We start from the raw sequence: 25,727 nt of genomic DNA, 5'->3' as shown, positions 1-25,727 counted from the left end.
GAAAAGGGGTGTCCGGGCCGGCCGGTGGCGGGACGCCGGAGGTCCGGCCGCGGGGCTGCGGCCGGTCGGTCGTGGGCCGGTCGCGGTCCGGTCGCGGTCCGGTGCGTCGAGGGGCCCGGGCCGGGGAAGGGCCGGGGAAAGAGTGAGGCCGAGACCCGTGGCGTCCTCCAGGAAAGGACGCCACGGTTCCCGGCGCGTGGGCGGGCGCCCCCACCCAGGGTCGCCCGGCCTCGCACCCCCGACCCCCATCGGGTGTGCGACCGTGCCCCCGCAGCCATCCCCCACGGTTGGGTGCGGCGGGCACATTCACCATGGTGCGCGATCTCCATGGACGGCCAGTGACAGGAGTATGTCCAGTTCGTGGCAGATCGCGACAGCGGGGAAACGGTCCGGCAAAACGGCCGGAGCGGCAGCGTGCGGCCGATGGTTCGTCCGCGCCGCACCGCGCCCGGTTCCGCCCCCGGCCGTGCGCCGGGTGCGGGTCAGCCGCGCGGCGTAGGCTGGAGACCCCCGGCCGCTCGGCGTGCCGGGCCGTTCGCGTTGCCCGGACAGGCCCCCGGCCCCCAGGGCAGCACCAGCCACGGGACGAAGAAGAGACTCCAGATGAGCCTGACCGGACTGCTCGATGTCGTCGCGCGGGACGCGGCCCTCGCCGAGGCGATCGGGGCCGCGACCGCCACCGGTGCCGCGGCCGGCGGCCGCCGGCACCTCGACCTGGTCGGGCCGCCCGCCGCCCGGCCGTTCGCGATCGCCGCGCTCGCCCGCGCGCTCGCCGGGCAGGCGGCCGGGGAACGGGGCCGTCCGGTGCTGGCCGTCACCGCCACCGGCCGGGAGGCCGAGGACCTCGCCGCCTCGCTGCGCTCGCTGCTGCCGCCGGACGCGGTCGCCGAGTTCCCGGCCTGGGAGACGCTGCCGCACGAGCGGCTCTCGCCGCGCTCCGACACGGTCGGCCGCCGGCTCGCGGTGCTGCGCCGGATCGTCCACCCGCGCGCCGAGGACCCGGCCGCCGGGCCGGTGCAGGTGATCGTGGCGCCGGTCCGCTCGGTGCTCCAGCCGCAGGTGAAGGGGCTGGCCGAGCTGGAGCCGGTGGCCGTCCAGCGCGGCGAGTCGCACGATCTGGAGGAGATCGCCCGGCGGCTCGCCGCGGCCGCCTACTCCAGGGTCGAACTGGTCGAGAAGCGCGGCGAGTTCGCGGTTCGCGGCGGCATCCTGGACGTCTTCCCGCCGACCGAGGAACACCCGCTGCGGGTGGAGTTCTGGGGCGACGACGTCGAGGAGATCCGGTACTTCAAGGTGGCCGACCAGCGGTCGCTGGAGATCGCCGAGCACGGCCTGTGGGCGCCGCCCTGTCGCGAGCTGCTGCTGACCGACGAGGTGCGGGCCCGGGCCGCCGAGCTGTCCGCCGAGCACCCGGGGCTGGCCGAGATCCTGGACAGGATCGCCGAGGGCATCGCGGTCGAGGGCATGGAGTCGCTGGCGCCCGTCCTGGTCGACGACATGGAGCTGCTGCTGGACGTGCTGCCGCTCGGCTCGGTCGCGGTGGTCTGCGACCCCGAGCGGGTCCGCACCCGCGCCGCCGACCTGGTGGCGACCAGTCAGGAGTTCCTGCACGCCTCCTGGGTGGCGGCCGCGGCCGGCGGCGACCGGCCGATCGACCTGGAGGCGATCGACGTCTCGGCCGCCTCGCTGCGCTCGCTCGCCGAGGTGCGCGAGCACGCCGCCGAGATCGGCCTGCCGTGGTGGTCGGTCAGCCCGTTCGCGACCAGCGACGCCTCGGTCGACGGCCTGCTGGAGTTCGACGCCAACACCCTGACCCTCGGCATGCACGCGGTCGAGGCGTACCGGGGCGACACCGCGCGGGCGATCGCCGACGCCAAGGAGCGGCTGGCCGCCGACTGGCGGGTCGTCATGGTGACCGAGGGGCACGGCCCGGCCTCGCGCCTCGCCGAGGTGCTCGGCAACGAGGGCATCCCGGCCCGGCTGGTCGCCGACCTGTCCGAGGCACCGACCCGGGACGTCGTGCACGTCTCCTGCGGCTCGATCGAGTACGGCTTCGTCGACGAGGCCCTCAAGCTGACGGTCATCACCGAGACCGACCTGTCCGGGCAGAAGTCCTCGACCAAGGACATGCGGCGGATGCCGTCCCGGCGCCGCAACGCGATCGATCCGCTGGCGCTGGCGGCCGGCGACTACGTGGTGCACGAGGCGCACGGCGTCGGCCGGTACGTGGAGATGGTGCAGCGCACCGTGCAGGGCGCCACCCGCGAGTACCTGGTGCTGGAGTACGCGCCGGCCAAGCGGGGGCACCCCGGCGACCGGCTGTTCGTGCCGACCGACCAGCTCGACCAGGTCACCAAGTACGTCGGCGGGGAGGCCCCGACGCTGCACCGGCTCGGCGGCGCGGACTGGGCGAAGACCAAGCAGCGGGCCAAGAAGGCGGTCAAGGAGATCGCCGCCGACCTCATCAAGCTGTACTCGGCCCGGATGGCCGCTCCCGGCCACACCTTCGGGCCGGACACCCCGTGGCAGCGGGAGCTGGAGGACGCCTTCCCGTACGCGGAGACGCCGGACCAGCTGACCACCATCGCCGAGGTCAAGTCGGACATGGAGAAGTCCGTTCCGATGGACCGGCTGATCTGCGGCGACGTCGGCTACGGCAAGACCGAGATCGCGGTGCGCGCGGCCTTCAAGGCGGTGCAGGACGGCAAGCAGGTGGCGGTGCTGGTGCCGACCACGCTGCTGGTGCAGCAGCACTTCTCGACCTTCGCCGAGCGGTACGCCAACTTCCCGGTCACCGTGAAGGCGCTGTCCCGGTTCCAGACCGACAGCGAGGCCAAGGCCGTGCTGGAGGGGCTGTTCGAGGGCTCGGTGGACGTCGTCATCGGCACCCACCGGCTGTTCTCCTCGGAGACCCGCTTCAAGGACCTCGGGCTGGTCATCGTCGACGAGGAGCAGCGGTTCGGCGTCGAGCACAAGGAGCAGCTGAAGAAGCTGCGGGCCAACGTGGACGTGCTCACCATGTCCGCGACCCCGATCCCGCGCACCCTGGAGATGGCGGTCACCGGCATCCGCGAGATGTCCACCATCACCACCCCGCCGGAGGAGCGGCACCCGGTGCTGACCTTCGTCGGACCGTACGACGAGAAGCAGATCTCGGCGGCGGTCCGGCGCGAACTCCTGCGCGAGGGCCAGGTGTTCTACATCCACAACCGGGTCGAGTCGATCGACAAGGCGGCCGCCCGGCTGAAGGACCTGGTGCCCGAGGCGCGGATCGCCACCGCGCACGGGCAGATGGGCGAGACCCAGCTGGAGAAGGTGGTCGTCGACTTCTGGGAGAAGGAGTTCGACGTCCTGGTGTCGACCACGATCGTGGAGTCCGGCATCGACATCTCCAACGCCAACACGCTCATCGTCGAGCGCGGCGACACCTTCGGCCTCTCCCAGCTGCACCAGCTGCGCGGCCGGGTGGGCCGCGGGCGGGAGCGCGGGTACGCGTACATGCTGTACCCGCCGGAGAAGCCGCTGACCGAGACCGCGCACGAGCGGCTGGCCACCATCGCCCAGCACACCGAGATGGGCGCCGGCATGTACGTGGCGATGAAGGACCTGGAGATCCGCGGCGCGGGCAACCTGCTCGGCGGCGAGCAGTCCGGGCACATCGCGGGCGTCGGCTTCGACCTCTACATGCGGATGGTCGGCGAGGCGGTGGCCGAGTTCCGGGAGTCGCTGGCGGGCGGCGGCGAGCCGGAGGAGGAGCCGCTGGAGGTGAAGATCGAGCTGCCGGTCGACGCCCATGTGCCGCACGACTACGCGCCGGGGGAGCGGCTGCGGCTCCAGGCCTACCGCTCGATCGCGGCGGTCAACTCGGAGGAGGACATCCGGCAGGTCCGGGACGAGCTGGTCGACCGGTACGGCAAGCTGCCCGAGCCGGTGGAGAACCTGCTGCTGGTGGCCGCGCTGCGGCTGTACGCGCGGCGGTGCGGCATCGCCGACATCACCCTGCAGGGTTCCCATGTGCGGTTCGGGCCGGTCGAGCTGCGGGAGTCGCAGCAGCTGCGGCTGAACCGGCTCTACCCGCGCAGCCAGGTGAAGGCGGCGACCCAGCAGCTGCTGGTGCCGCGGCCGTCCACCGGGCGGATCGGCGGCAAGCCGCTGGTCGGGCGGGAGCTGCTGACGTGGTGCCGGGAGTTCCTGTCGACGATGTTCGACGACCTGGCGGGGGCCAAGAAGTAGGGCGGGCGGCAGGCCGGGCCGGGACGGCTCCCGGCACCCGGCTCCCGGCTCCAGGTGAGGGGAACGGCAGGGGGGACGGCGGTCCCGGGCGACGGCGCCCGGGGCCGCCGTTCGGGCGGAGGGGTTGCTGCTTGTGGTCGGCCGGGGGCTGCGCCGACCCGCGTGGGTCGGGGAGTCGGGCCGCCACGAGCCGTGAGGGCGGCGGCGGGGCCGGTTTCTCTGCGCGGGCATGACTTTCGACAGATCCGCCCGGCGGCCCGGGTCCGTAGGGTCGGGCGGGTGTGGAGAGAGCGGTGGGTGGAGTGGGCGCTGCTGGTGGTGGCGGCCGGGGGGCTCGGGTTGAGTCCGGTGTCCCTCTGGTGGGTGCTGCCGGGGGTCGGGGCGGCCTTCGCGGCCGGAGTGCGGACGGAGCGGGTCCGGTCGGCGGCCGTGCTGCTGGCGGTCCTGGTGACGGCGGGGACGCTGGTGGCCGTCGTCCGGCCGGCCTGGTCGGAGCAGGCGACGTCGGTGGTCTCGGTCCTGGTCTGCGCCGGGATGGGCCCGTGGATGGTGGGCCGGTTCTGGCGGCTGTCGCAGGAGCTGGTGCGGGCCGGCTGGGAACGCGCGGAGCGGGCCGAGCGCGAGCAGCGGCTGGTGGCGGAGCAGGCGCGGCTGCGTGAGCGGGCCCGGATCGCCCAGGACATGCACGACGCCCTCGGCCACGACCTGAGCCTGATCGCGCTGCGCGCCGGCGCGCTGAAGCTGGCGCCCGACCTGGCCCCGCCGCACCGGGAGGCGGCCCAGGAGATCCGGGCGGGTGCGGCGGCGGCCGTCGAGCGTCTCGGCGAGGTGATCGGCGTGCTGCGGGACGAGACGGACGCGCACGCCGCCCGGGGCCCGGCCGACGCGGACGTTCCGCAGCTGGTCGCGGAGGCGGCCGCGGCGGGCCTGGACGTCCGGCTGGCCGTCACCGGTGAGCCGGACGGGCTGCCGCGGGCGGCCGAGCACGCCGCGTGGCGGGTGGTCCAGGAGGCGCTGACCAATGCCGCCAAGCACGCCCCGGGCGCGCCGGTCGAGGTGCGGGTCGGGTACTCCCCGGACGGTGCCCGGGTCCGGGTGGTCAACGGGCCGCCCCGGGGAGGATCGCCCGGTCCGGTGACGGGCGGCCGCGGCCTGATCGGCCTGGCCGAGCGGGTCCGGCTGGCCGGCGGCGCCTTCCGGTACGGGCCCCGCGACGACGGGGGCTTCGAGGTCCACGCCCGCCTGCCGCGCGTCGGCGCCCCGGCGGGCGGCCCGGCGCCGCGGCCGGTCGCGGTCTCGCCCACCCGCGAACTGCGCCGGGCCCGCCGCCGGGTGGGCCGGATGATGGCGGCGGTGGTGCTGGCGCCGCTGTCCGTGGCCCTGGCCCTGACGGCGGTGCTGCGCGGCTGGACGATCCAGGCGGCCGGACGCTCCGTCCTCGACCCCGCCGACTACGCCTCGCTGCGCGTCGGCCAGGACCGGGCCTCGGTGGAGCCGTTCCTGCCGGAACGCCAGTTTCCGTACCATCCGTCCGTGGGCGACCCGCCGCCCGGCGGAGAGGGAGTGACGTGCGAGTACTACGCGATGACGGGCAAGGCCTTCCACGACGACCGCTCCGGGGACGCGTACCGGCTCTGCTTCCGGGACGGCGTGCTGGTCTCCCTGGACGCCCTGGTCCAGTGAGCGCCCGGTGACGGGCGCGGGGCAGGAGGCCGGGGCCCGCCCGCCGATCCGGGTGGTGATCGCGGACGACGAGCCGATGGTGCGGGCCGGCGTGCGCGCCGTGCTCGCCACCGATCCGGGGATCGAGATCGTCGCCGAGACCGGGAACGGCCGGGAGGCGGTCGACCTGGTCCGGCGCCACCGCCCGGACGTCGCCGTGCTGGACATCCGGATGCCGGGAACGGACGGCATCGCCGCCGCCGCCGAGATCCGCCGGGGCGCCGTCACCACCCGGACCGGGGCGGCGACCGGGATCGTCATGCTGACCACCTTCGGTGAGGACGACTACATCCTGCGCGCCCTCGGAGGGGGCGCCAACGGGTTCCTGATCAAGTCCGGCGAGCCGGAGGAGCTGATCGCCGGCGTCCGGTCGGTGGCGGACGGCGCGGCCTACCTCTCACCCCGGGTGGCCGCCCGGGTGGTGGCCCACCTCGCCGCCACCGGGGCCGGCGGTCCGGCCGACCGCAGGTCCGCCGCCCAGCGCCGGGTGGCCGGACTGACCGCCCGCGAACGCGATGTGCTGGCGCTGGTCGCCGCCGGGCTGTCCAACGGCCAGATCGCCCGCCGGATCGGGGTGGTGGAGGGCACGGTGAAGGCGCACGTCAGCAACGTCCTGGCCCGGCTGGGGGTGGCCAATCGGGCGGCCGCCGCCGTCCTCGCCCACGAGGCCGGCCTGGCCGCGGGCCCGCCGCCCGCCTGATCCCGGTCCGCCGCCACCCGGCCTCAGCGGACCGACCGCCAACGGACCGACCGCCAACGGATCGACCGGCAGCGGACGGAGCAGCAGCGGACCGAGCAGCCGCACGCCGCCCAGCGCGCCGACCGCGGCCGTCGCGGAGGGCAGCAGCGCGACGACCACCGCCGCCGTGACCGCCCCGCCCAGGGCCGCCCCGGCGAGCACGTCGTGCGGGTAGTGCACCCCGGCGGCGACCCGCAGGGCGGCGGTCCCCAGGCCGACCGGGACGGCCGCCCACGCCCAGCGCGGCCGGAGCAGCACCAGGCCGGTGGCCAGCGCGACGGCCAGGGTCGCGTGGTTGCTGGGGAACGACCAGTCGCCCGGCGGAGGGCAGTCGGCGAGCGCGGTGGACGGCAGGGCGGGCAGGGCCCGGCAGGGCCGCTCCTCGTCGAGCACCGGCTTCAGCACCTCGCTCGCCCCGTACGCGAGCACCGTGCCGAGGCCGGTGAGCGCGACGCCCGCGACCGCTCCGGCGGCCCGCCGCCCGCGGGCCGTCCACCAGCAGAGCGCCAGCAGCAGGCCCAGTACCAGCAGCCCGGCCTCGGTGGCGGGCTCCAGCAGGGCGGCGAGCCGGGGCGGGGCGTCGGCGACGGCGTCGGCCACCCGCCGGTAGCCGGCGGCGGACCAGCCGGTGGCCACCCGGACCGGTCCGCCCCCGCCCGCGCGCCCCGGCGCCAGCCACCCGACCGCGCCGGTGCCCGCACCCAGCAGCACCACCGCGAGGGCCGTTCTGTTCCTGAGCGTGTTCGTCATGACACGGACGGTAGGAGCCGGAGGCGGGCGCCGACCCGACCCGAAAGACAGGGTCCGACCTGGACGATCGTCAGGGTTGACGCGCCACCCGCCCCGTGCGGGCGCGCCCGGTGCGGGGCGCGCCCGGGCCCCGGAACCCGGCGGCGGGGGTGCGGACCGGACGGGTAGGTTCGGAGGGTGACGACGAATCCTCCGGGCCCGAAGCTGATCCTCCTCATCACCACCCACCGGGTGGCCCCCGGCCTGCTGTCCTGGCCCGCCTGGGAGGCGCTGCGCTCGGCCGGGCGGGTGCTCGCCGCCGACCCCGCCCACCCGCAGCTGCCCGCCCTGGCACAGGCCGGCGTCGAGGTCCGGACCGTGGCGCCGGGCTCCGCCCCCGCGCTGGCCCGGCTGCTCACCGAGGCCCCGGCGGACCCGTCGGCCGGGGCCGGCCCGACGGTCTGGCTGGGCAGCCCGGACGGCGACCCGGGGCTGACCGACGCGCTGGCCCGCCTCGCGGTCGAGCACGCCGGCGAGGTGCCGGAGATCGAGGTGCTGCCCGGCTCCTACGACCTGCCGGGCGCGCGGCTGCTGGACCTGGTCTCGGTGATGGACCGGCTCCGCTCGCCCGGCGGCTGCCCCTGGGACGCCGAGCAGACCCACGCCAGCCTGGTGAAGTACCTGGTCGAGGAGGCCTACGAGCTGGTCGAGGCGATCGAGGAGGGGGACCGCGACATGCTCCGCGAGGAGCTGGGCGACGTCCTGCTCCAGGTCTTCTTCCACTCCCGGATCGCCGAGGAGCACCCCACCGGCGCCTTCTCGATCGACGACGTCGCGGGCGACATCGTCGACAAGCTGATGTACCGCCACCCGCACGTGTTCGGCGACGCCGAGGCGGACGGCGCGGCCGAGGTGGAGGCCAACTGGGAGGCGCTCAAGGCGGCCGAGAAGTCGGAGCGCGAGTCGGTGCTGGACGGCGTGCCGGCCGGGCTGCCCTCGCTGGCGTACGCGGCGAAGCTGGTGTCGCGGGTGCGCCGGGCCGCCTTCACGGGCGTGCCGGACGAGCCGTACGAGCTGCCCGCCGGGCTCACCGCGGAGTCGGCGGGCCGGCTGCTGCTCGCGGTGGCGCAGCGCGCGCACGACGCCGGGATCGACGTGGACGCCGCGCTGCGGGCCGCGGCGCGCGACTACCGGGACGCGGTGCGCGCCGCGGAGGGCCTGAAGCCCGCCCGCTAGCGGGCGAGCGGCCACACCTCACGCGGACGCCGCCGCACGCGGACATCGCCGTACGCGGACGCCGCCCGGACGCCGCCTCAGACGGCGGTGACGTGCTCCACCGGGCGGCGCCGCGCCGGGACGACGACCTCGCCGATCGCCTCGCCGACCAGGGCGACGAGTTCGGCGAGCCGCTCCAGGTCGAGGTGGTCGGGCAGGTCGGAGAGCGAGACGATCCGCTCGCCGTCCGGCCCGGCCACGCAGAACAGGTCGATCGGGCCCAGGTGCTTCTCGGCGGTGTCGACCAGCGCGGCGACGTCGCTGGGGCGGCGGACGTCGCCGCCGACGCCGACGACCCGGCAGCCCGGCCGGTCGAGTTCGGTCGCGAGGTCCTCGGCGACCCCGGCCTGCTGGTCGGCGATCAGCATCCCGGCGGCTCCCGCCGCGGTGAGCCGGCGGGCGAGGCCCGCCCCCGACCCGCCGTCGAGTACGGCGATCACGACGACCGCACCGGTGACCCGCATGGCCTTGCTCCTCCCTGTGGGCGGCTCCGCACCGACGCCCACGGACATCTTGCGGAGGATCGTAGGCAGGTCCCGACCCCCCGCAACAGGAATTACCCCTCAGGTGACCAGGCTCACGCCTGCCGCGCGGAACGGACCCGCCCGGGCGCCGCGCACGCCGTGCGCCGGCCCGGATCCGCCCGGGATACCGTCGACCCATGCCAGCTCAGCCCGACGCCGCCCGTCCGCCCCTGTTCACCTGGGAGTTCGCCGCCGATCCGTACCCCGCGTACGCGTGGCTGCGCGAGCACGAGCCGGTGCACCGGACCACCCTGCCGAGCGGGGTGGAGGCCTGGCTGGTCACCCGGTACGCGGACGCCCGGCAGGCGCTGGCGGACGGTCGGCTCTCCAAGAACCCGGTCCACCACAGCGAGCAGGCCCACCGCACCGGCCGCGTCGGCATCCCGGGCGAGCGCCAGGCCGACCTGATGACCCATCTGCTGAACATCGACCCGCCGGACCACACCCGGCTGCGCCGCCTGGTGTCCAAGGCGTTCACCCCGCGCCGGGTGGCGGCCTTCGAGCCGCGGGTGCAGCAGCTGACCGACCGGCTGATCGACGGCTTCGCGGCGCGCGGCTCCGCCGACCTCATCCACGAGTTCGCGTTCCCGCTCCCCATCTACGCGATCTGCGACCTGCTCGGGGTGCCGGCCGAGGACCAGGACGACCTGCGGGACTGGGCGGGCGCGATGATCCGCCACCACGGCGGGCAGCGCGGCGGCGTGGGCCGCGCGGTGAAGAAGATCCGCGCCTACCTGCTGGAGCTGATCCACCGCAAGCGGGCTGACCTCGGCGACGACCTGATCTCGGGGCTGATCCGGGCCGGCGACCACGGCGAGCACCTGACCGAGAACGAGGCGGCGGCGATGGCCTTCATCCTGCTGTTCGCCGGCTTCGAAACCACCATCAACCTGATCGGCAACGGGTGCTTCGCCCTGTTCCGGCACCTGGAGCAGCGCCGGCTGCTCCAGGAGTCCGTCGGGCGCGGCGAGAGCGCGCTGCTGGAGACCGGGATCGAGGAACTCCTGCGCTACGACGGGCCGGTGGAGCTGGCCACCTGGCGGTTCGCGACCAGCCCGCTGACCATCGGCGGGGTGCGGATCCCGGTCGGCGACCCGGTGCTGGTGGTGCTCGCGGCGGCGGACCGGGACCCGGCGCGGTTCGCCGCCGAGAACACCCTGGACCTGGCCCGGGCCGACAATCCGCACCTGGGGTTCGGCCACGGCATCCACTACTGCATCGGCGCGCCGCTGGCGCGGCTGGAGGGACGGGCCGCGCTGGCCACCCTGCTGACCCGGCTGCCGGACCTGCGGCTCGCCGCGGACCCCGGGGACCTGCGCTGGCGCGGTGGTCTGATCATGCGGGGACTCCGTGAACTTCCGGTGGAATTCACGCCGGAGAAAGCGTCCGTCGAGGAGGCTCCGAACACCCGTTCCGAGGGCTGACGGACCGGCACAACACGCTGACGGGCACTCTCCGTTGCGCGTTTACCGGGGGTCTGAACCACCCTCAATCCGGACATACCTCCTCGGTTGGTAGGCAATCCATCACATGACGTGATGTCCATGTGATATCTGCGATATGAGCTTGTGATTGCTCTGAAGATCTGTCTAGTCTCCGTGGAGTTCGCAGCTGCGAACCTCGTCCGCGGAACGCCGAGTCCTGCCCGCCGCGACACGGGACACCGACCAGAACCCTGGGCAGGGGCGGGGGACCCAGGTTTTGCGCCGTCTCCCACGGCTAGGGGTGAAGCCGCCTCCGCGCGGCCGGGCCACCTCCCGGTCCGAACCCGACAGCTCACCTCGCAGGCGTGCGGAGAGGGACCCCTTCATGCTGTTCGTTGGAACCGGTCGTCACCGTCGCCGTACCCAGGCCGAGAAGGCCATCGCCGTCGCCGGTGTCGCCGGCGTCGGACTGGCGATGCCGATCCTGAGCGCCACCGGCGCCTCCGCCGCCCCGGTCTCCACCTGGGACGCGGTCGCCCAGTGCGAGGCCGGCGGCAACTGGAGCATCAACACCGGCAACGGCTTCTACGGCGGCCTCCAGTTCACCTCCAGCACCTGGAAGGCGTACGGCGGCACCGCCTACGCGCCGCAGGCCAACCAGGCCTCGAAGGCCCAGCAGATCTCGGTCGCCGAGAAGGTCCTCGCCTCGCAGGGCCCGGGCGCCTGGCCGGTCTGCTCCAAGAAGGCCGGCCTGAGCAAGGGCGGCGCCCCGGCGGCGGTCGACACCGCGGCGGCCGCCGAGCCGGCCGCCCCGAAGCCGCAGGCCCAGCCGCAGCAGCAGACCCCGAAGCCCGCCGCCCCGAAGCCGGCCGCCGCCCCGAAGCCGCAGGCCCAGCCGCAGCAGCAGGCCGCCAAGCCGCAGGCCCGGCAGTACGCGCCGCAGAGCGCCCAGCAGGCTCCGCAGGCCCAGCAGCAGGTCCAGCAGCAGGCCCCGCAGTCCCCGGCCTTCTCCGGCAAGGCCGGCTGGGACGCCGACGCCAAGGTCTTCTGGTACCAGAACAACGGCGCCTGGTACTGGACCAGCCACCAGAGCGTCTACCAGCAGTACGCCGGCCAGCCGGCCGCCCAGGCCGCCCCCGCCGCGCAGCAGCAGTCGGCCGGCCACGGCTACACCGTCCGCTCCGGCGACACCCTCGCCGGGATCGCCACCGCCCAGGGCGTCTCCGGCGGCTGGCAGGCGCTCTACGACGGCAACCGCGGCACCGTCGGCGCCGACCCGAACCTGATCGTCCCGGGCCAGGTCCTGACCCTCGGCTGACGACCGCTCCGACCGGACGGACGAAGGGGGGCCGATCGGCCCCCCTTCGTCCGCATCCGGACCCCTCCGGTCGGGCAACCAGGTGAACTACCGGTGGGTAGCGAGGCCACACGCTGAGACGGAACCGAGGTCGACGTGGCCCGGACAGCCCGTGCGGTTAGGCTCTGGTCGTAACGACTCCGCAATCGTCCGGCCGACCGCACCCCACCGTCGGCCGAACCTGCTTCCGCTAGGAGATGCCTCGTGCCGTCCATCGATGTCGTCGTCGCCCGTGAGATTCTCGACTCGCGCGGCAACCCCACGGTCGAGGTCGAGGTCGGCCTCGACGACGGCAGCACCGGCCGTGCCGCCGTCCCGTCGGGTGCCTCCACCGGTGCCTTCGAGGCGCTGGAGCTCCGCGACGGTGACAAGAACCGCTACTTCGGCAAGGGCGTGGAGAAGGCCGTCCTGGCCGTCATCGAGCAGATCGGCCCCGAGCTGGTCGGCTACGACGCCACCGAGCAGCGCCTGATCGACCAGGCCATGCTCGACCTGGACGCCACCCCGGACAAGTCCTCGCTCGGCGCCAACGCCATCCTGGGCGTCTCGCTGGCCGTCGCGCACGCCGCCTCCGAGGCCAGCGACCTGCCGCTGTTCCGCTACCTGGGCGGCCCGAACGCGCACGTCCTGCCGGTCCCGATGATGAACATCCTCAACGGCGGCTCGCACGCGGACTCCAACGTCGACATCCAGGAGTTCATGATCGCCCCGATCGGCGCGGAGTCCTTCTCCGAGGCCGTCCGCTGGGGCGTCGAGGTCTACCACACCCTCAAGGGCGTGCTGAAGGAGCGCGGTCTGTCGACCGGCCTGGGCGACGAGGGCGGCTTCGCCCCGAACCTGGACTCCAACCGCGAGGCCCTGGACCTCATCGTCGAGGCCATCCAGAAGGCCGGCTACGTGCCGGGCAAGGACGTCGCGCTCGCCCTGGACGTCGCCTCCTCCGAGTTCTACGAGGACGGCGCCTACCAGTTCGAGGGCAAGGCGCTCACCGCCGCCGAGCTCATCGAGTACTACGCCGGCCTGGTCGCCGCCTACCCGCTGGTCTCCATCGAGGACCCGCTGGACGAGTCGGACTGGGACGGCTGGAAGGCCATGACCGAGAAGCTGGGCGACAAGGTCCAGCTGGTCGGCGACGACCTGTTCGTCACCAACCCGGCCCGCCTGGCCCGCGGCATCGAGACCGGCACCGCCAACGCGCTGCTGGTGAAGGTCAACCAGATCGGCTCGCTGACCGAGACCCTGGACGCCGTCGAGCTGGCCCAGCGCAACGGCTACCGCTGCATGATGTCGCACCGCTCCGGCGAGACCGAGGACGTCACCATCGCCGACCTGGCCGTCGCCACCAACTGCGGCCAGATCAAGACCGGCGCCCCGGCCCGCTCCGAGCGCGTCGCCAAGTACAACCAGCTGCTGCGCATCGAGGAGATCCTCGACGACGCCGCCGAGTACGCCGGCCGCGGCGCCTTCCCGCGGTTCAAGCACGAGGGCTGAGCCCGACCGGCGGCGCCCGGCCGGTATCGCCCGGACGCCCGGTAGCGCACGCCTGACCGGTGCCCCGCCGTTCACCCCGTAGGGTGGACGGCGGGGCACCGTCGCGACCAGGAGGGGACACCGGAGATGGCAGGCTGGAGGATCCCGGGCTTGGCGGCCCGGCCTCGGTTCACGAGCCGGGCGACCGTCCTCGTGCTGGTGCTCTGCTCCCTGGTGGCGATCCTGGCCTATCCGACGCGGCAGTTCATCTCGCAGCGCTCGGAGATCTCGGCCCAGCGCGCCCGGGCCGAGCACGCCCGGCAGCAGGTCGAGCAGCTGCGCCGGGAGAAGGCCCGCTGGCAGGACCCGGAGTACGTCAAGGCCCAGGCCCGCACCCGGCTGCACTACGCGATGCCGGGGGAGACCCCGTACATCGCGGTGGACCCGGCGGGCCAGGACGCGGCGAAGTCCGCGCTGGGCGCTCCGCCGCCCGCGGCGGGCCCGGCGGCCGGTCCGGCCGAGCCGGCCCGGCCCTGGTACGCCAGCGTCTGGGACTCCGTCGACGCCGCCGCCGCGCCGGTGGCCGCCGCGCCCCCGGCCCCCGCCGCCCCGGGGCAGCCCGCCCCTCCCTCACCACCCGCCCCCGCCCCCGCTGGAGACAGCTCCTCCCATGACCACTGAGAACCACCCCACCGTCTCCGACGAGGACGTCGCGGCGATCGCCGCACAGCTCGGCCGGGTCCCGCGCGGCCTGCGCGGTGTGGCCCACCGCTGCCCGTGCGGCAACCCGGACGTCGTGGAGACGGCCCCCCGGCTGCCGGACGGCACGCCGTTCCCGACGCTCTACTACCTGACCTGCCCCAAGGCCGCCTCGCTGATCGGCACCCTGGAGGCGGACGGCGTGATGAAGGACCAGAGCGCCCGGCTCGCCGAGGACCCCGAGCTGGCCGCGGCGTACCAGAAGGCGCACGAGGACTACATCGCCCGCCGCGACGCCATCGAGGTGCTGGAGGGCTTCCCGAGCGCCGGCGGCATGCCGGACCGGGTCAAGTGCCTGCACGTGCTGGTCGGCCACTCGCTGGCGGCCGGCGAGGGCGTCAACCCGCTCGGCGACGAGGCGCTCGGCATGCTGGAGGACTGGTGGGCCAAGGGCCCGTGCGTCTCCGCCGAGGAGGTCGCGGCCGCCGGCGAGCGGGTGGCCCGCAACCGGGCCAAGGAGCAGGACCACGAGGCCGTGATCGCGGCCAAGGAGCAGAAGACCGCCGACCGCGCCGCCAAGCGGGCCGCGCAGGAGGCGGACGAGGCGGGGGAGGACGGCGCATGAGCACCACCCGGGTGGCCGCGATCGACTGCGGGACCAACTCGATCCGGCTGCTGGTCGCCGACCTCGACCCGGAGACCGGCGCGATCACCGACCTCGACCGGCGGATGATCATCAACCGGCTCGGCCAGGGCGTGGACCGCACCGGCCGGCTGCACCCGGACGCGCTGGCGCGCACCTTCGCCGCCTGCCGGGAGTACGCCGAGGTGATCGCCGGCTTCGGGGTGGGGCCGGAGCGGATCCGCTTCGTCGCCACCAGCGCCTCCCGGGACGCCGAGAACAGCGCCGAGTACGTCGACGGCGTGCGGGCGGCCCTGGGCGTCGAGCCCGAGGTGGTCAGCGGCGAGGAGGAGGCGCACCTGTCCTTCACCGGCGCCACCAAGGAGCTCACCGGCGGTCAGTTCCCGGCCCCGTACCTGGTCTTCGACCTGGGCGGCGGTTCGACCGAGTTCGTGCTCGGTGCCGAGGACGTGCGGGCGGCGCGCTCGGTGGACATCGGCTGCGTCCGGCTGACCGAGCGGCACTTCGGCGGCGCCGAACTGCCCTCGGACGAGCAGATCGCGGAGGCCCGGGCGCACGTGCGGGCGGAGCTGGACCGGGCCGAGGAGGCCGTCCCGCTGACCGGCGCGGCCACCCTGGTCGGCCTGGCCGGCACGGTCACCACGATCTCGGCGATCGCCCAGGACCTGCCCCGGTACGACTCGGCGGCGATCCACCACTCGCGGATCTCCCGCGAGCGGGTCGCCGAGATCGCCGACCGGCTGCTGCACGCCACCCACGCGGAGCGGGCGGCGATCCCGTCGATGCACCCGGGCCGGGTGGACGTGATCGCGGCCGGCGCGCTGGAGCTGCTGGAGATCATGGCGCGGACGGGCGCCGCCGAGGTGGTCGTCAGCGAGCACGACATCCTGGACGGCATCGCCTGGAGTATCGCCCGCTGACCTGGCGCGGGACTTACCGGACCGGCCCCGGACGCCCCCCCCGGGGCTCCGGGGCCGGGGCGCGCCGGGGGCGCTGCGGGAATGTTCGTGAATTTCTTCACATGAGGATCCAGCCTTTCGCGGGGCCGGGGGGCCCGCTCCGTCCGATATGTGGGACCGAAGGCTCGCTGGGCGTGATGGCCGTTGGATCGCAGGTTCCGGGCCGCCGGAGGTTTGAAAATCGAAATCCCGTGCGGGAACCGGGCCGGGTCATGGATCGTTGCTGCTCAGCGGCGCCGTCCCCGCGGGCACGCCCACCGGGGGGCCGGGTGGGCCGTGAGGGGTGGGGCGGGGGGTCGAAACGGGGGCGCGCAGTGTAGCAGAAGGGTCCCATAAGCTTGTGAGCGGGCTCACGAAGGCTGCTCCGACCGGTGCTGGATACTTTCGGATATGAGCACCACGGAGCGTCCTCGCATCCTCATTGTCGGCGGTGGTTACGTCGGCCTGTATGCCGCGATGCGCATCCTCAAGAAGATGCGCTACGGCGAAGCGACCGTCACGGTCGTGGACCCGCGGTCGTACATGACGTACCTGCCCTTCCTCCCCGAGGCGGCCGGCGGCAACGTCGCGCCCCGCAACCTCGTCGCGCCCCTGCGCACCGCGCTGAAGAACGCGGAGGTGCTCACCGGTGCGGTCACCGGTGTGGACCACGAGCGCAAGGTCGCGACCATCCAGCCGTCGGCGGGCGACTCGTACGAGCTGCCCTTCGACTACCTGGTCGTCGCGACCGGTTCGGTCTCCCGGACCTTCCCGATCCCGGGTCTGGCCGAGCACGGCATCGGCATGAAGACCGTGGAGGAGGCCATCGCCCTCCGCAACCACGTCATGGCGCAGCTGGACAAGGCCGAGTCCACCACGGACGAGGCGATCCGCCGCAAGGCGCTGACCTTCGTCATCATCGGCGGCGGCTTCGCCGGCGTCGAGACGATCGCCGAGATCGAGGACATGGCGCGCGACGCCTCCAAGATCTACAAGACGGTCAGCCGCGACGACATGCGCTTCGTCGTCGTCGAGGCCGCCAACCGGATCCTCCCGGAGATGGGCCCGGACCTCGGTCTGTGGACCAAGGAGAAGCTCGAAGAGCGCAACATCGAGGTCTACATCGAGACCTCGATGGACTCCTGCGTCGACGGCCACGTCGTGCTGAAGAACGGCCTGGAGATGGACGCCTCCACCATCGTGTGGACGGCCGGCGTGAAGCCGAACCCGGTGCTGTCCCGGTTCGGCCTGCCGCTGGGCCCGCGCGGCCACGTCGACACCGCGCCGACCCTCCAGGTCCAGGGCTTCGACTACGTCTGGGCCGCCGGCGACAACGCCCAGGTGCCGGACCTCGCCGCCGGCGAGGGCGCCTGGTGCCCGCCGAACGCGCAGCACGCCGTGCGCCAGGCCGCCGTCCTCGGCGACAACGTGATCTCCGGCATGCGCGGCTTCCCGCAGCAGGAGTACAAGCACAAGAACCTGGGTGCGGTGGCCGGCCTCGGCCTGCACAAGGGTGTCGCGATCCTCTTCGGCAAGTACAAGCTGAAGGGCCGTCCGGCCTGGTGGTTCCACCGCCTGTACCACGGCGCCATGGTCCCCACCGTCAACCGGAAGGTCCGCGTCTTCACCGACTGGACCCTCGCCGTCTTCCTGAAGCGCGAGATGGTCGGCCTGTCGCAGATGGAGAACCCGTACCAGCCGATCCAGGAGGTCACGGCCCCCACCAAGCCCGCCGTCGAGGCCGCCAAGCCGGCCGCCGACAAGGAGCTCGCCAGCAAGTAAGCGACTGCGGACCCCGGTGTGGGAGCACCGGGGTATGAGTCGGAGGCCCTCCGCCCGGCAGTGCTGCCGGACCACGACCTCCGTGGTGCTCAGCCGGCTGTGCGAGTCGGGCGGAGTACAGAAGTGCGAAGAAGGCCCCTGCCGAAACCCTCCGGCAGGGGCCTTCTCGCGTGTCCGTCCGCCGACGGTCAGTCGGTCTTGATGCTGGCCAGGATGTCCAGCTTGGAGGCCCGGCGGGCGGGCCAGAAGGCGGCCACCAGGCCGACCAGGCCGGCCAGGGCCAGGAAGAGCAGCAGCTGGCCGAAGGGGACCACCGTGGTCAGGCCCTGCAGGCTGGACTTCAGGGTGCCGTTGATCGCCCAGGCCATGAAGGACCCGAGCAGGATCCCGATCCCGGCGCCGAACACCGAGATCACCACGGACTCCAGACGGACCATCCGCTTGATGCCGGAGCGGTCCAGGCCGATCGCCCGCAGCATGCCGATCTCGCGCTTGCGCTCGAAGACCGACATCGCCAGGGTGTTGATGACGCCGAGGATCGCGACGATCACGGACATCGCCAGCAGGCCGTACATCAGGTTCAGCGCGAAGGTGATGGTCTGGCTGAAGTCGTTCCGGACGTCCTGGCGCGACTTGACCTCGATCACCGGGTTGGCGCCGGTGGCGTCCTTCAGCGCCTTCTTGAGCGTGTCGGTCTCCCCGTCGGTGCCCTTGATCAGGACGTTCTTCAGGTACGGCTGCGGCTCGTGCTTGAGGACCTCGCTGTTGGCCAGCAGGGCCCCGCCGAGCAGGCCGCTCTTCTCGTAGACGCCGCCGACGGTCAGGGAGCCCTTGGTCTCGTCGCCGAAGGTGACGTCGACGTTCGAGCCGGTGGTGACGCCCAGCTTCTTCGCGAGCTCGTCGTCGATCAGCAGCTGCCCCTGGCCGGCGGCGGCCGGCGAGCCGGTCTTCATCGTCACCGAGAGCAGCTTGGAGAGGCTGTCCGCGTTCACGCCGGTGATCTCCCGGCCGGTGCCGTTGAGCTCCCAGAAGACGCTGGTCAGCGGTGAGGAGGCGGCGACCCCGGGGGCCTTGGCGATCTCGGCCGGGACCTTGTCGGACAGGCTCATCCCGTTGGCCGCGGCGACCAGGTAGTCGGCCTTCATCGAGCTGGTGACGGCCCGGTCGATGGTGTCGGCGACCGAGGCGCCGATCACCGTCAGACCGCTGACCAGGGTCAGGCCGATGGTGAGCGCGGCGGCGGTGGCGGCGGTGCGGCGCGGGTTGCGCACGGCGTTCTGCCGGGCCAGCTTGCCGGGCATGCCGAACAGCTTGCCGATGGCCGGGCCGACCAGGGCGATCACCGGGCGCGACAGCAGCGGCAGCAGGACGAAGACGCCCAGGACCGCCAGCAGCGCGCCGAACGCGACCGGCATCCGGCCGTCGGAGTTGCCCTTCGAGGCGCCGAAGGCGACCAGGGCGATGCCGGCGGCGGCCAGCAGCGAACCGATCACGTTCCGGATCATCAGGGACTTCTGGCTGGTGGGCTGGTCGCCGCTGCTCATCGCGGCGACCGGGGCGATCCGCGCGGCGCGGACGGCCGGCAGCAGGGCGGAGAGCACCGTCACCAGGACACCGACGACCAGGGTGGCCACCACGGTCAGCGGCTTGATCACGAGCGAGGCCGTCGGCATGCCGTCGTCCAGCGAGGCGACCACGGACTGCAGCCCGGCGCCGATGCCGACACCGGCGACCAGGCCGGCCGCGGCGGAGACGGTGCCGATGGCGAGCGCCTCGACCAGCACCGAGGCGGTGACCTGCTTGCGGCTCGCGCCGACGGCGCGCAGCAGGGCCAGCTCCTTGGTGCGCTGGGCGATCAGCATGGTGAAGGTGTTGGCGATGATGAAGATGCCGACGAAGAGCGAGATCGCGGCGAACGCGAGCAGCATGGTGCGCAGGCTCTCGCTGCTCCTGGTGACCAGCCGCTCGTCCTCCGCCTTCAGGTCGGCGCCGGTGCGGACCTCGATCTGCTGCTCGGGCCTGAGCTTCTGGTTCACCTCGCCGAGCAGGGCCGTCTCGCTGGTGCCGGACTTGGCGGCGAGCACGATGCTGCTGTAGCGGCCGGGCTCCAGCAGGAGCTGCTGCGCGGTCGTACGGTCGAACAGGGTGAGCGTGCCGCCGCTGTTCGCCACCGGGTCGTCGGTGGTGAAGATGCCGGTGAGCTTCGCCTCCAGGACCGGGCCGTTGGAGCCGACCCGGACGGTGTCGCCGACCTTGTAGCCGCCCTTGTCGGCGGTCTTCCGGTCGAGGGCGATCTCCTTGCCGTTCTTCGGGCCCTGGCCCTCGGCCATCGGGTAGCGGGCGTCCTTGCCGTCCGGACCGGGCGCGAAGTTGGCGCCCCTGGCGGTCCAGGGCTGGCCGATCAGGGTGCCGCTCTTGTCGGCGACACCGGTGAAGCCGCTGACCACGCCGCGGGCGCTCGCGGTGCCGGGCAGCGCGGCGAGCTGCTGCACGGTGGCGTCGGTCAGGGTGACCGGGCTCTTCTCGCTCTTCTCCTTGGCGGTCGCGGTGGCGCCGGCGGCGGTGTCGACGACCTGCACCGACACGTCGGAGTAGCTCTTGGAGTTGTTCTCCCGCATGGCCTTGCCGAAGGTGTCGGAGAAGACCATGGTGCCGGCCACGAAGGCGGTGCCGAGCATGACGGCGAGCGCCGTCATCAGCAGTCGGCCCTTGTGGGCCAGCACATTGCGCAGTGCGGTGCGATACATGGGGTGTCCTGGGGTCCTGGGGTCTGCGAAGGAGCGGTCGGCCGGCGCGGGGCGTCAGCTGGTGCGGCCCTTGGCGTCGAAGCGGCGCATGCGGTCCAGGACGGCGTCGGCGGTCGGCTGGGCCAGTTCGTCGACGATGCGGCCGTCGGCGAGGAAGACGACGCGGTCGGCGTAGGAGGCGGCGACGGGGTCGTGGGTGACCATGACGACGGTCTGGCCGAGTTCGCGCACGGAGTTGCGCAGGAAGGAGAGGATCTCGGCTCCGGAGCGGGAGTCCAGATTTCCGGTCGGTTCGTCGGCGAAGACGATGTCGGGCTTGCTCGCGAGGGCGCGGGCGCAGGCGACGCGCTGCTGCTGGCCGCCGGAGAGCTGGCTGGGGCGGTGGGAGAGCCGGCCGGAGAGGCCGACGGTCTCGACCACCTTGTCGAGCCACTGCTTGTCGGCCTTGCGGCCGGCGATGTCCATCGGGAGGGTGATGTTCTCCAGGGCCGTGAGCGTGGGCAGCAGGTTGAAGGCCTGGAAGATGAAGCCGATGTGGTCGCGGCGCAGCTGGGTGAGCTGCTTGTCCTTGAGGCCGACGAGCTCGGTCTCGCCGATGGTGGAGGAGCCGGAGGTGACGGTGTCCAGGCCGGCCATGCAGTGCATGAGGGTGGACTTGCCGGAGCCGGAGGGGCCCATGATGGCGGTGAACTCGCCCTGCGGGAAGGTGACGCTGACGTTGTCGAGGGCGACGACGCGGGTCTCGCCCTCCCCGTAGACCTTGTTCAGGCCGGTGGCGCGGGCCGCCGCCCGGCCGGTACGGACGGCGGTTGCGGTCGACGTGCTCACGGGGGTGCTCCTCGGGTCTCGGCAGAGAGGGCCGCGCGGTGGTGCGGCGCGGGAAAAGAGTGGTGGGCCGGCCGGGCCCTTCCAGGGGTGTCCGGCCGTACCTCCATGCTCCGCCGGGTGATCATGGTTTCTCGTCGCTCCGCCGGACGGTTGGCCTGACCACCGCTGGGCGTACGCCCAGGTGGCGCCCTCCTCCTGCGGTATGACACCGACCCTGAACGGGAAACGGTGGCCGGATCGGGCGGGTCCGGTGGCCAAATCACGAACTGTTCGTCAGATGGCAAGGAAACATGACAACTTCCCCGCCTCGGAACATGCGAAAGGGGAGGCCGGGAGACTAGGCTCAGGGGTGGTCCGCACGGGCGGCGGAGCGATGCTCTCCGCTCCGTCGGCGGGGCCGGGTCCGCAGGACGCCCAGATGGTGGAACGCAGACACGGGCAGCTTAAAACTGCTTGGCCGAAAGGCCGTGCCGGTTCGAGTCCGGCTCTGGGCACACGTGCTTGCTCGCGGGGACGCCGACCGGCGTCCCCGTCGGGCATCGGTGATGCGAATCCTTCTCGCGGCGGATGCCGATTCCTTTGCCAAGCCATTACCCTTGTGGTTCGGGCGGTGCAGTGCCGCCACGGAGGGAATGAGCAATGAGAAGCAGCAACCCGGTCTTCTCGCGGGAGGGGTCCTTCACCCGCGAGTCCGGCTACGCGGGTTTCGGGACCACCCAGACCCCGCCGGCCGGGGGCCCGACCGCCACCAATCCGTACGGCAACAACCCGTACGGCAACAACCCGTACGCGAACAGCCCCTACGCCCAGCAGTCGCAGGGCCAGGCCCCGCTGACCGACGAGCAGCTCGCCGAGATGTACGCCGCCCCGTCCGCCGGTCCGCTGGCGACGGGCCGGATGACGCTCGACGACGTGGTCGCGCGCACCGCGATGACGCTGCTGACCCTGGTCGCGGCCGGCGGCCTGGCCTGGTTCGCCCTGCCGGAGCGCAACTTCGGCCTGGCCGGCGGCGCCTCGCTGATCGCCTTCGTGGTCGGCATGGTGATCTCCTTCAAGCGGAGCGTCAGCCCGCCGCTGATCCTGGTCTACGCGGGCCTGCAGGGCTTCGCGCTCGGCGCGATCACCAAGGTGTTCAACACCATCTGGCCGGGCATCGCGATCCAGGCGGTGCTGGGTACCGCGGCGGTCTTCGCGGCGATGCTGATCGCCTACAAGACCGGCCGGATCCGGGTCACCCCGCGGTACACCCGGATCGGCATCGCGATCGCCATGGGCTTCGTGCTGCTGCTGCTGATCAACATGGTGGCCTCGCTCTTCGGCGCCGACATGGGGCTGCGTTCCGGTCCGCTCGGCATCGTGGTCGGCCTGGTCGGCATCGGCCTCGGCGCGTTCTTCCTCTCGCTGGACTTCGCGGCCGTCGAGGAGGCGATCGCGCACGGCGCCCCGCAGAAGGAGGCCTGGCGGGCCGCCTTCGGGCTCACCCTGTCGCTGGTCTGGATCTACGTCGAGATGCTGCGGCTGATCGCGATCCTGCGCGGCGACGACTGATCCTCCGTCGCACCACCACTGCCGCCGGGCCCCGGAGCCACCCGCTCCGGGGCCCGGCGGCTTTCCGCGCCGGTGCGCCGTATGCTCGCGGCATGTCCGAGACGTCCGATGAGAAGACCCTGGCCGAAGCCGTCGACGCGCTGGCGGACCGGTTCCGCGCGATGCCGCAGAGCCGGCTGCTGGGCGCCGTCCCCGGGCACCCCTCCCGGGCGGCGGCCGGGCTGGCGCTGGCCCGCCGGCTGGCGGCCGCGGCGCAGGCGGCCGAGGCGGCGCGGGCGGACGGCGGGGCGAGCGGCGGCGCGATCGGCGGCGCGGAGGGCGTCCGGCCGCGCGAGCTGCCGGACGCCGGGGCCTTCGCCGTCGGCGACCAGCTCGCGGTGGTCGGGCACGACCTGGCGGCGGCGCTGGCCGCCCTGCCCGGGGACGCCGTGGTGCCGCTGCCGGACGGAGCGGCGACGGCGGAGGCGGTGCGGGCGGACGCCCTGCGCCGGCTCGCGGAGACCGCCGCGATCGTCTGACCGCCGGGGAGCACGGGAGCGGGGGCCGACCGGATCGGTAACCCCGTGATCCGGTCGGCCCCCGGGCCGTGTCGCGCGTCGGCTCAGATGCTGGCCACCACCCGGTCGGCGAGCACGTAGACGGCGTCCTCGTCGGTGGAGAAGGTCAGCGAGTAGGAGCCGGAGAACCGGGAGCCGCCGAGCAGCCGGACGTCCTCGCCGGCCCGGACGGCGTCGATCAGCCGGTACGCGGCCTCGCGGTCGCCCGGGGCCACGCAGAGCGTGGTGCCGTCGGCGAAGGCGTAGACGTCCAGGGTGCCGAGCGGGCCGGGGCGGACGTCGACCAGGGCGGTGCCCTCCTCGGCGAGCTCGGTCAGCCGGGTGTCGGTCCACTCGCGGGACGGCGCCTGGCTGGGGACGAAGTCGGGGTGCGACGGGTGGCGGCGCGGGTCGGGGGCAGCCACCGGGGCGTCCTCGACGGCCGGCTCGGCGTCCAGCAGCCCGGCCTCCAGGCCGGTGGCCAGCAGGTCGGCCTCGCGGCGGGCCCGGGCCTCCCCGGCGCTCTCGGCGGCCGGGGCGCCGGCCGGGTGGCCGGGGCGCAGCGGGGCGCCGCCCTCGGTGTCGGCCTCGGCCGGGCGGACGCCGCCCTCGCTGATGAGGTCCTCCAGCGCGGAGCGCAGCGCCTCGCCGAACTCCGGGTCCATGGTGCCCGCGTTGTCGGCCGCCTCGCCCGGCCCGGTCGGGCGGGGGAAGAACAGGGGCCACTCGTCGGTGGTGTTGAAGACCCCGGCGAAGGGGGAGTCGAACAGTGGCGCGTCCTCGGCCGCGCGGGCCTCCTGCTCGGCCCAGAATGCCCGGGCCTCGGTGATCTCCCGCTCGCGGTCGGCGGCCAGCGCGTCGGCCACGGCCCGGCGTATCGCCGCCTCGTCGACGGCCGGGGCGACCGCGGCCCGCGCGTCCAGCCGGCGGGAGATTCCCCGGAGGTGGAGCAGCACGGCGGTCGACACGGCGATCAGGATCAGCAGCAGGATGGTGTAGACGGCGCTCACGGAACGTACTCCTAGCGAGGAGCGGAACGGGGTTACGCCTCCACACTGCCGCATCCGGCCCTGTTACCGCAGTGGCGAATGTCCACTTTGTCAGTGACTTTCGCTCTTGTCCCCAAATTGTTAGAGAGTACCGCTCTACGCTGCGGAGTTGATCCGCTCCGCACCGTCGATTTCCGGTCCGGAAAAGAGCGAAAAGAGGGCCGGATCGACCTCTCGGTGTGATCCGGCCCTCAATTACGCTGCGTCACTCCAAACGGGTGGTCTGGACCCTTCGGGGTTGACGGGCGAGGGGGTGTCGGGGGTCAGCTGAGCCGCTCGACGACCATCGCCATGCCCTGGCCGCCGCCGACGCACATGGTCTCCAGGCCGAACTGCTTGTCGTGCCACTGCAGGGAGTTGATCAGGGTGGTGGTGATCCGGGCACCGGTCATGCCGAAGGGGTGGCCGACGGCGATCGCGCCGCCGTTGACGTTCAGTCGGTCCAGGTCGACGCCGAGGTCGCGGTAGGACGGGATCACCTGGGCGGCGAAGGCCTCGTTGATCTCGACCAGGTCGATGTCGCCGATGGTCAGGCCGGCCCGCTTCAGCGCCTGCTTCGAGGCCTCGACCGGGCCGTAGCCCATGATCTCGGGGGAGAGCGCGCTGACGCCGGTGGAGACCACCCGGGCGAGCGGGGTGATGCCCAGCTCGCGGGCCTTGGTGTCGGACATGATGACCAGCGCCGCGGCGCCGTCGTTCAGCGGGCAGCAGTTACCGGCGGTCACCGTGCCGTCCGGGCGGAACACCGGCTTCAGGCCGGAGACGCCCTCCAGCGTGACGCCCGCGCGCGGGCCGTCGTCCTTGCTGACGACGGTGCCGTCCGGCAGCGTGACCGGGGTGATCTCGCGCTCCCAGAAGCCGGCCTCGATGGCGGCCTCGGCGAGGTTCTGCGAGCGCACGCCGAACTCGTCCTGCTCGGCCCGGGTGATGCCCTTGAGGGCGGCCAGGTTCTCGGCGGTCTGCCCCATCGCGATGTAGGCGTCCGGCAGCAGCCCGTCCTCGCGCGGGTCGTGCCACTCCCCGCCGCCTTCCTCCGCCCGCTTCGCCGTCCGGGCCCGGGCCTCGTCGAAGAGCGGGTTCATGGTGCCCGGCATGCCGTCCGAGGTGCCGTGGACGCTGCGCGAGACGGTCTCCACGCCGGCCGAGACGAAGACGTCGCCCTCGCCGGCCCTGATCGCGTGCAGCGCCATCCGCGTGGTCTGCAGCGAGGACGAGCAGTAGCGGGTGATGGTCGCGCCGGGCAGGTAGTCCATGCCCATCTGCACGGCCACGACGCGGGCCAGGTTGTGGCCCTGCTCGCCGCCGGGCAGGCCGCAGCCGAGCATCAGGTCGTCGATCTCGCGCGGGTCGAGCTGCGGCACCTTGGCCAGGGCGGCCCGGATGACGTGCGCGGTCAGGTCGTCCGGGCGGACGTCCTTCAGCGAGCCCTTGAAGGCCCGGCCGATCGGCGAACGGGTGGCGCTGACGATGACGGCTTCGGGCAT

Annotated in this window: 18 protein-coding genes, 1 tRNA gene, 1 pseudogene and 1 riboswitch; of the genes and pseudogenes, 14 read left to right on the top strand and 6 right to left on the bottom strand. The window is 73.4% G+C overall.

Annotated features, from left to right (window positions below; translation table 11 throughout):
• Positions 1-603: 603 nt before the first annotated feature.
• The 3 genes from mfd (at position 604) to ACFC0B_RS31055 (ending at position 6,655) form a co-directional block, all read left to right on the top strand.
• The gene (gene mfd, locus ACFC0B_RS31065) at positions 604-4,233 is read left to right on the top strand and encodes a transcription-repair coupling factor (RefSeq protein WP_376093263.1); all 3,630 of its coding nucleotides are present in this window, start codon (positions 604-606) and stop codon (positions 4,231-4,233) included.
• A 279-nt stretch (positions 4,234-4,512) separates the two neighbouring features.
• Positions 4,513-5,916, top strand: a complete 1,404-nt coding sequence (locus tag ACFC0B_RS31060) for a sensor histidine kinase (RefSeq protein WP_376093260.1) — start codon at positions 4,513-4,515, stop codon at positions 5,914-5,916.
• 76 nt (positions 5,917-5,992) lie between these two features.
• Positions 5,993-6,655, top strand: a complete 663-nt coding sequence (locus ACFC0B_RS31055) for a response regulator (RefSeq protein WP_376093299.1) — start codon at positions 5,993-5,995, stop codon at positions 6,653-6,655.
• A gap of 162 nt (positions 6,656-6,817) precedes the next feature.
• On the opposite strand, the pseudogene ACFC0B_RS31050 reads toward ACFC0B_RS31055, so the two are convergent.
• A pseudogene (locus ACFC0B_RS31050) lies at positions 6,818-7,444 on the bottom strand (phosphatase PAP2 family protein); the annotation flags it as partial.
• A gap of 177 nt (positions 7,445-7,621) precedes the next feature.
• Here ACFC0B_RS31050 and ACFC0B_RS31045 point away from each other — a divergent pair.
• On the top strand, positions 7,622-8,659 hold the full coding sequence (locus ACFC0B_RS31045; RefSeq protein WP_376093257.1) for a MazG family protein: 1,038 nt from the start codon (positions 7,622-7,624) through the stop codon (positions 8,657-8,659).
• Between the two features lie 77 nt (positions 8,660-8,736).
• On the opposite strand, the gene ACFC0B_RS31040 is transcribed toward ACFC0B_RS31045, so the two are convergent.
• On the bottom strand, positions 8,737-9,162 hold the full coding sequence (locus ACFC0B_RS31040) for an SDR family NAD(P)-dependent oxidoreductase (protein ID WP_376093254.1): 426 nt from the start codon (positions 9,160-9,162) through the stop codon (positions 8,737-8,739).
• Positions 9,163-9,359: 197 nt separating this feature from the next.
• On the opposite strand from ACFC0B_RS31040, the gene ACFC0B_RS31035 reads away from it, so the two are divergent.
• The 7 genes from ACFC0B_RS31035 to ACFC0B_RS31005 all read left to right on the top strand — a co-directional run bounded on the left by ACFC0B_RS31035 (position 9,360) and on the right by ACFC0B_RS31005 (position 17,535).
• Positions 9,360-10,646 (top strand): cytochrome P450, encoded by a 1,287-nt coding sequence (locus ACFC0B_RS31035; RefSeq protein WP_376093251.1) that lies wholly within the window; start codon positions 9,360-9,362, stop codon positions 10,644-10,646.
• A gap of 231 nt (positions 10,647-10,877) precedes the next feature.
• A riboswitch (cyclic di-AMP (ydaO/yuaA leader) is annotated at positions 10,878-11,026 on the top strand.
• 5 nt (positions 11,027-11,031) lie between these two features.
• On the top strand, positions 11,032-11,964 hold the full coding sequence (locus ACFC0B_RS31030) for a transglycosylase family protein (RefSeq protein WP_376093248.1): 933 nt from the start codon (positions 11,032-11,034) through the stop codon (positions 11,962-11,964).
• A 243-nt stretch (positions 11,965-12,207) separates the two neighbouring features.
• The gene (eno, locus tag ACFC0B_RS31025; RefSeq protein ID WP_376093245.1) at positions 12,208-13,494 is read left to right on the top strand and encodes a phosphopyruvate hydratase; all 1,287 of its coding nucleotides are present in this window, start codon (positions 12,208-12,210) and stop codon (positions 13,492-13,494) included.
• Positions 13,495-13,644: 150 nt separating this feature from the next.
• Positions 13,645-14,154, top strand: coding sequence for a septum formation initiator family protein (locus ACFC0B_RS31020; protein ID WP_376093242.1), 510 nt, complete (start codon positions 13,645-13,647; stop codon positions 14,152-14,154).
• Complete coding sequence (locus ACFC0B_RS31015) at positions 14,126-14,797, top strand: DUF501 domain-containing protein (protein WP_376093296.1); 672 nt, start codon at positions 14,126-14,128, stop codon at positions 14,795-14,797. Before ACFC0B_RS31020 ends, ACFC0B_RS31015 begins: the two co-directional genes overlap by 29 nt.
• Positions 14,794-15,735 carry an exopolyphosphatase gene (locus tag ACFC0B_RS31010; RefSeq protein WP_376093239.1) on the top strand — a complete coding sequence of 314 codons (942 nt, stop codon included), beginning with the start codon at positions 14,794-14,796 and terminating at the stop codon, positions 15,733-15,735. Before ACFC0B_RS31015 ends, ACFC0B_RS31010 begins: the two co-directional genes overlap by 4 nt.
• Before the next feature lie 429 nt (positions 15,736-16,164).
• Positions 16,165-17,535, top strand: coding sequence for an NAD(P)/FAD-dependent oxidoreductase (locus tag ACFC0B_RS31005; protein WP_376093236.1), 1,371 nt, complete (start codon positions 16,165-16,167; stop codon positions 17,533-17,535).
• Positions 17,536-17,723: 188 nt separating this feature from the next.
• Here the strand turns inward: ACFC0B_RS31005 and ACFC0B_RS31000 are convergent, their stop codons facing one another.
• Both ACFC0B_RS31000 and ACFC0B_RS30995 read right to left on the bottom strand, forming a co-directional pair.
• Positions 17,724-20,282: an ABC transporter permease gene (locus tag ACFC0B_RS31000; RefSeq protein ID WP_376093233.1), complete on the bottom strand. Its 2,559-nt coding sequence runs from the start codon at positions 20,280-20,282 to the stop codon at positions 17,724-17,726.
• Positions 20,283-20,336: 54 nt separating this feature from the next.
• Positions 20,337-21,110 (bottom strand): ABC transporter ATP-binding protein, encoded by a 774-nt coding sequence (locus ACFC0B_RS30995; protein ID WP_376093230.1) that lies wholly within the window; start codon positions 21,108-21,110, stop codon positions 20,337-20,339.
• Between the two features lie 412 nt (positions 21,111-21,522).
• Between ACFC0B_RS30995 and ACFC0B_RS30990 the strand changes: the two genes are divergently transcribed.
• From ACFC0B_RS30990 to ACFC0B_RS30980, 3 genes are all read left to right on the top strand, one after another.
• A tRNA-Leu gene (locus tag ACFC0B_RS30990) sits at positions 21,523-21,604 on the top strand.
• A 145-nt stretch (positions 21,605-21,749) separates the two neighbouring features.
• Positions 21,750-22,658, top strand: a complete 909-nt coding sequence (locus tag ACFC0B_RS30985) for a Bax inhibitor-1/YccA family protein (RefSeq protein ID WP_376093227.1) — start codon at positions 21,750-21,752, stop codon at positions 22,656-22,658.
• A gap of 92 nt (positions 22,659-22,750) precedes the next feature.
• Positions 22,751-23,176, top strand: coding sequence for a hypothetical protein (locus ACFC0B_RS30980; protein ID WP_376093224.1), 426 nt, complete (start codon positions 22,751-22,753; stop codon positions 23,174-23,176).
• A gap of 83 nt (positions 23,177-23,259) precedes the next feature.
• Here the strand turns inward: ACFC0B_RS30980 and ACFC0B_RS30975 are convergent, their stop codons facing one another.
• Together ACFC0B_RS30975 and ACFC0B_RS30970 are read right to left on the bottom strand one after the other, a co-directional pair.
• Complete coding sequence (locus ACFC0B_RS30975) at positions 23,260-24,204, bottom strand: hypothetical protein (protein WP_376093221.1); 945 nt, start codon at positions 24,202-24,204, stop codon at positions 23,260-23,262.
• Positions 24,205-24,506: 302 nt separating this feature from the next.
• Positions 24,507-25,727 (bottom strand): acetyl-CoA C-acetyltransferase, encoded by a 1,221-nt coding sequence (locus ACFC0B_RS30970; RefSeq protein ID WP_376093218.1) that lies wholly within the window; start codon positions 25,725-25,727, stop codon positions 24,507-24,509.

Origin of the sequence: Kitasatospora sp. NPDC056184, assembly GCF_042268405.1 — a bacterium.
Classification (GTDB): Bacteria; Actinomycetota; Actinomycetes; order Streptomycetales; family Streptomycetaceae; genus Kitasatospora.
The sequence above is the reverse complement of the archived record's forward strand: the minus strand, read 5'-3'. Positions and strand labels throughout refer to the sequence as shown.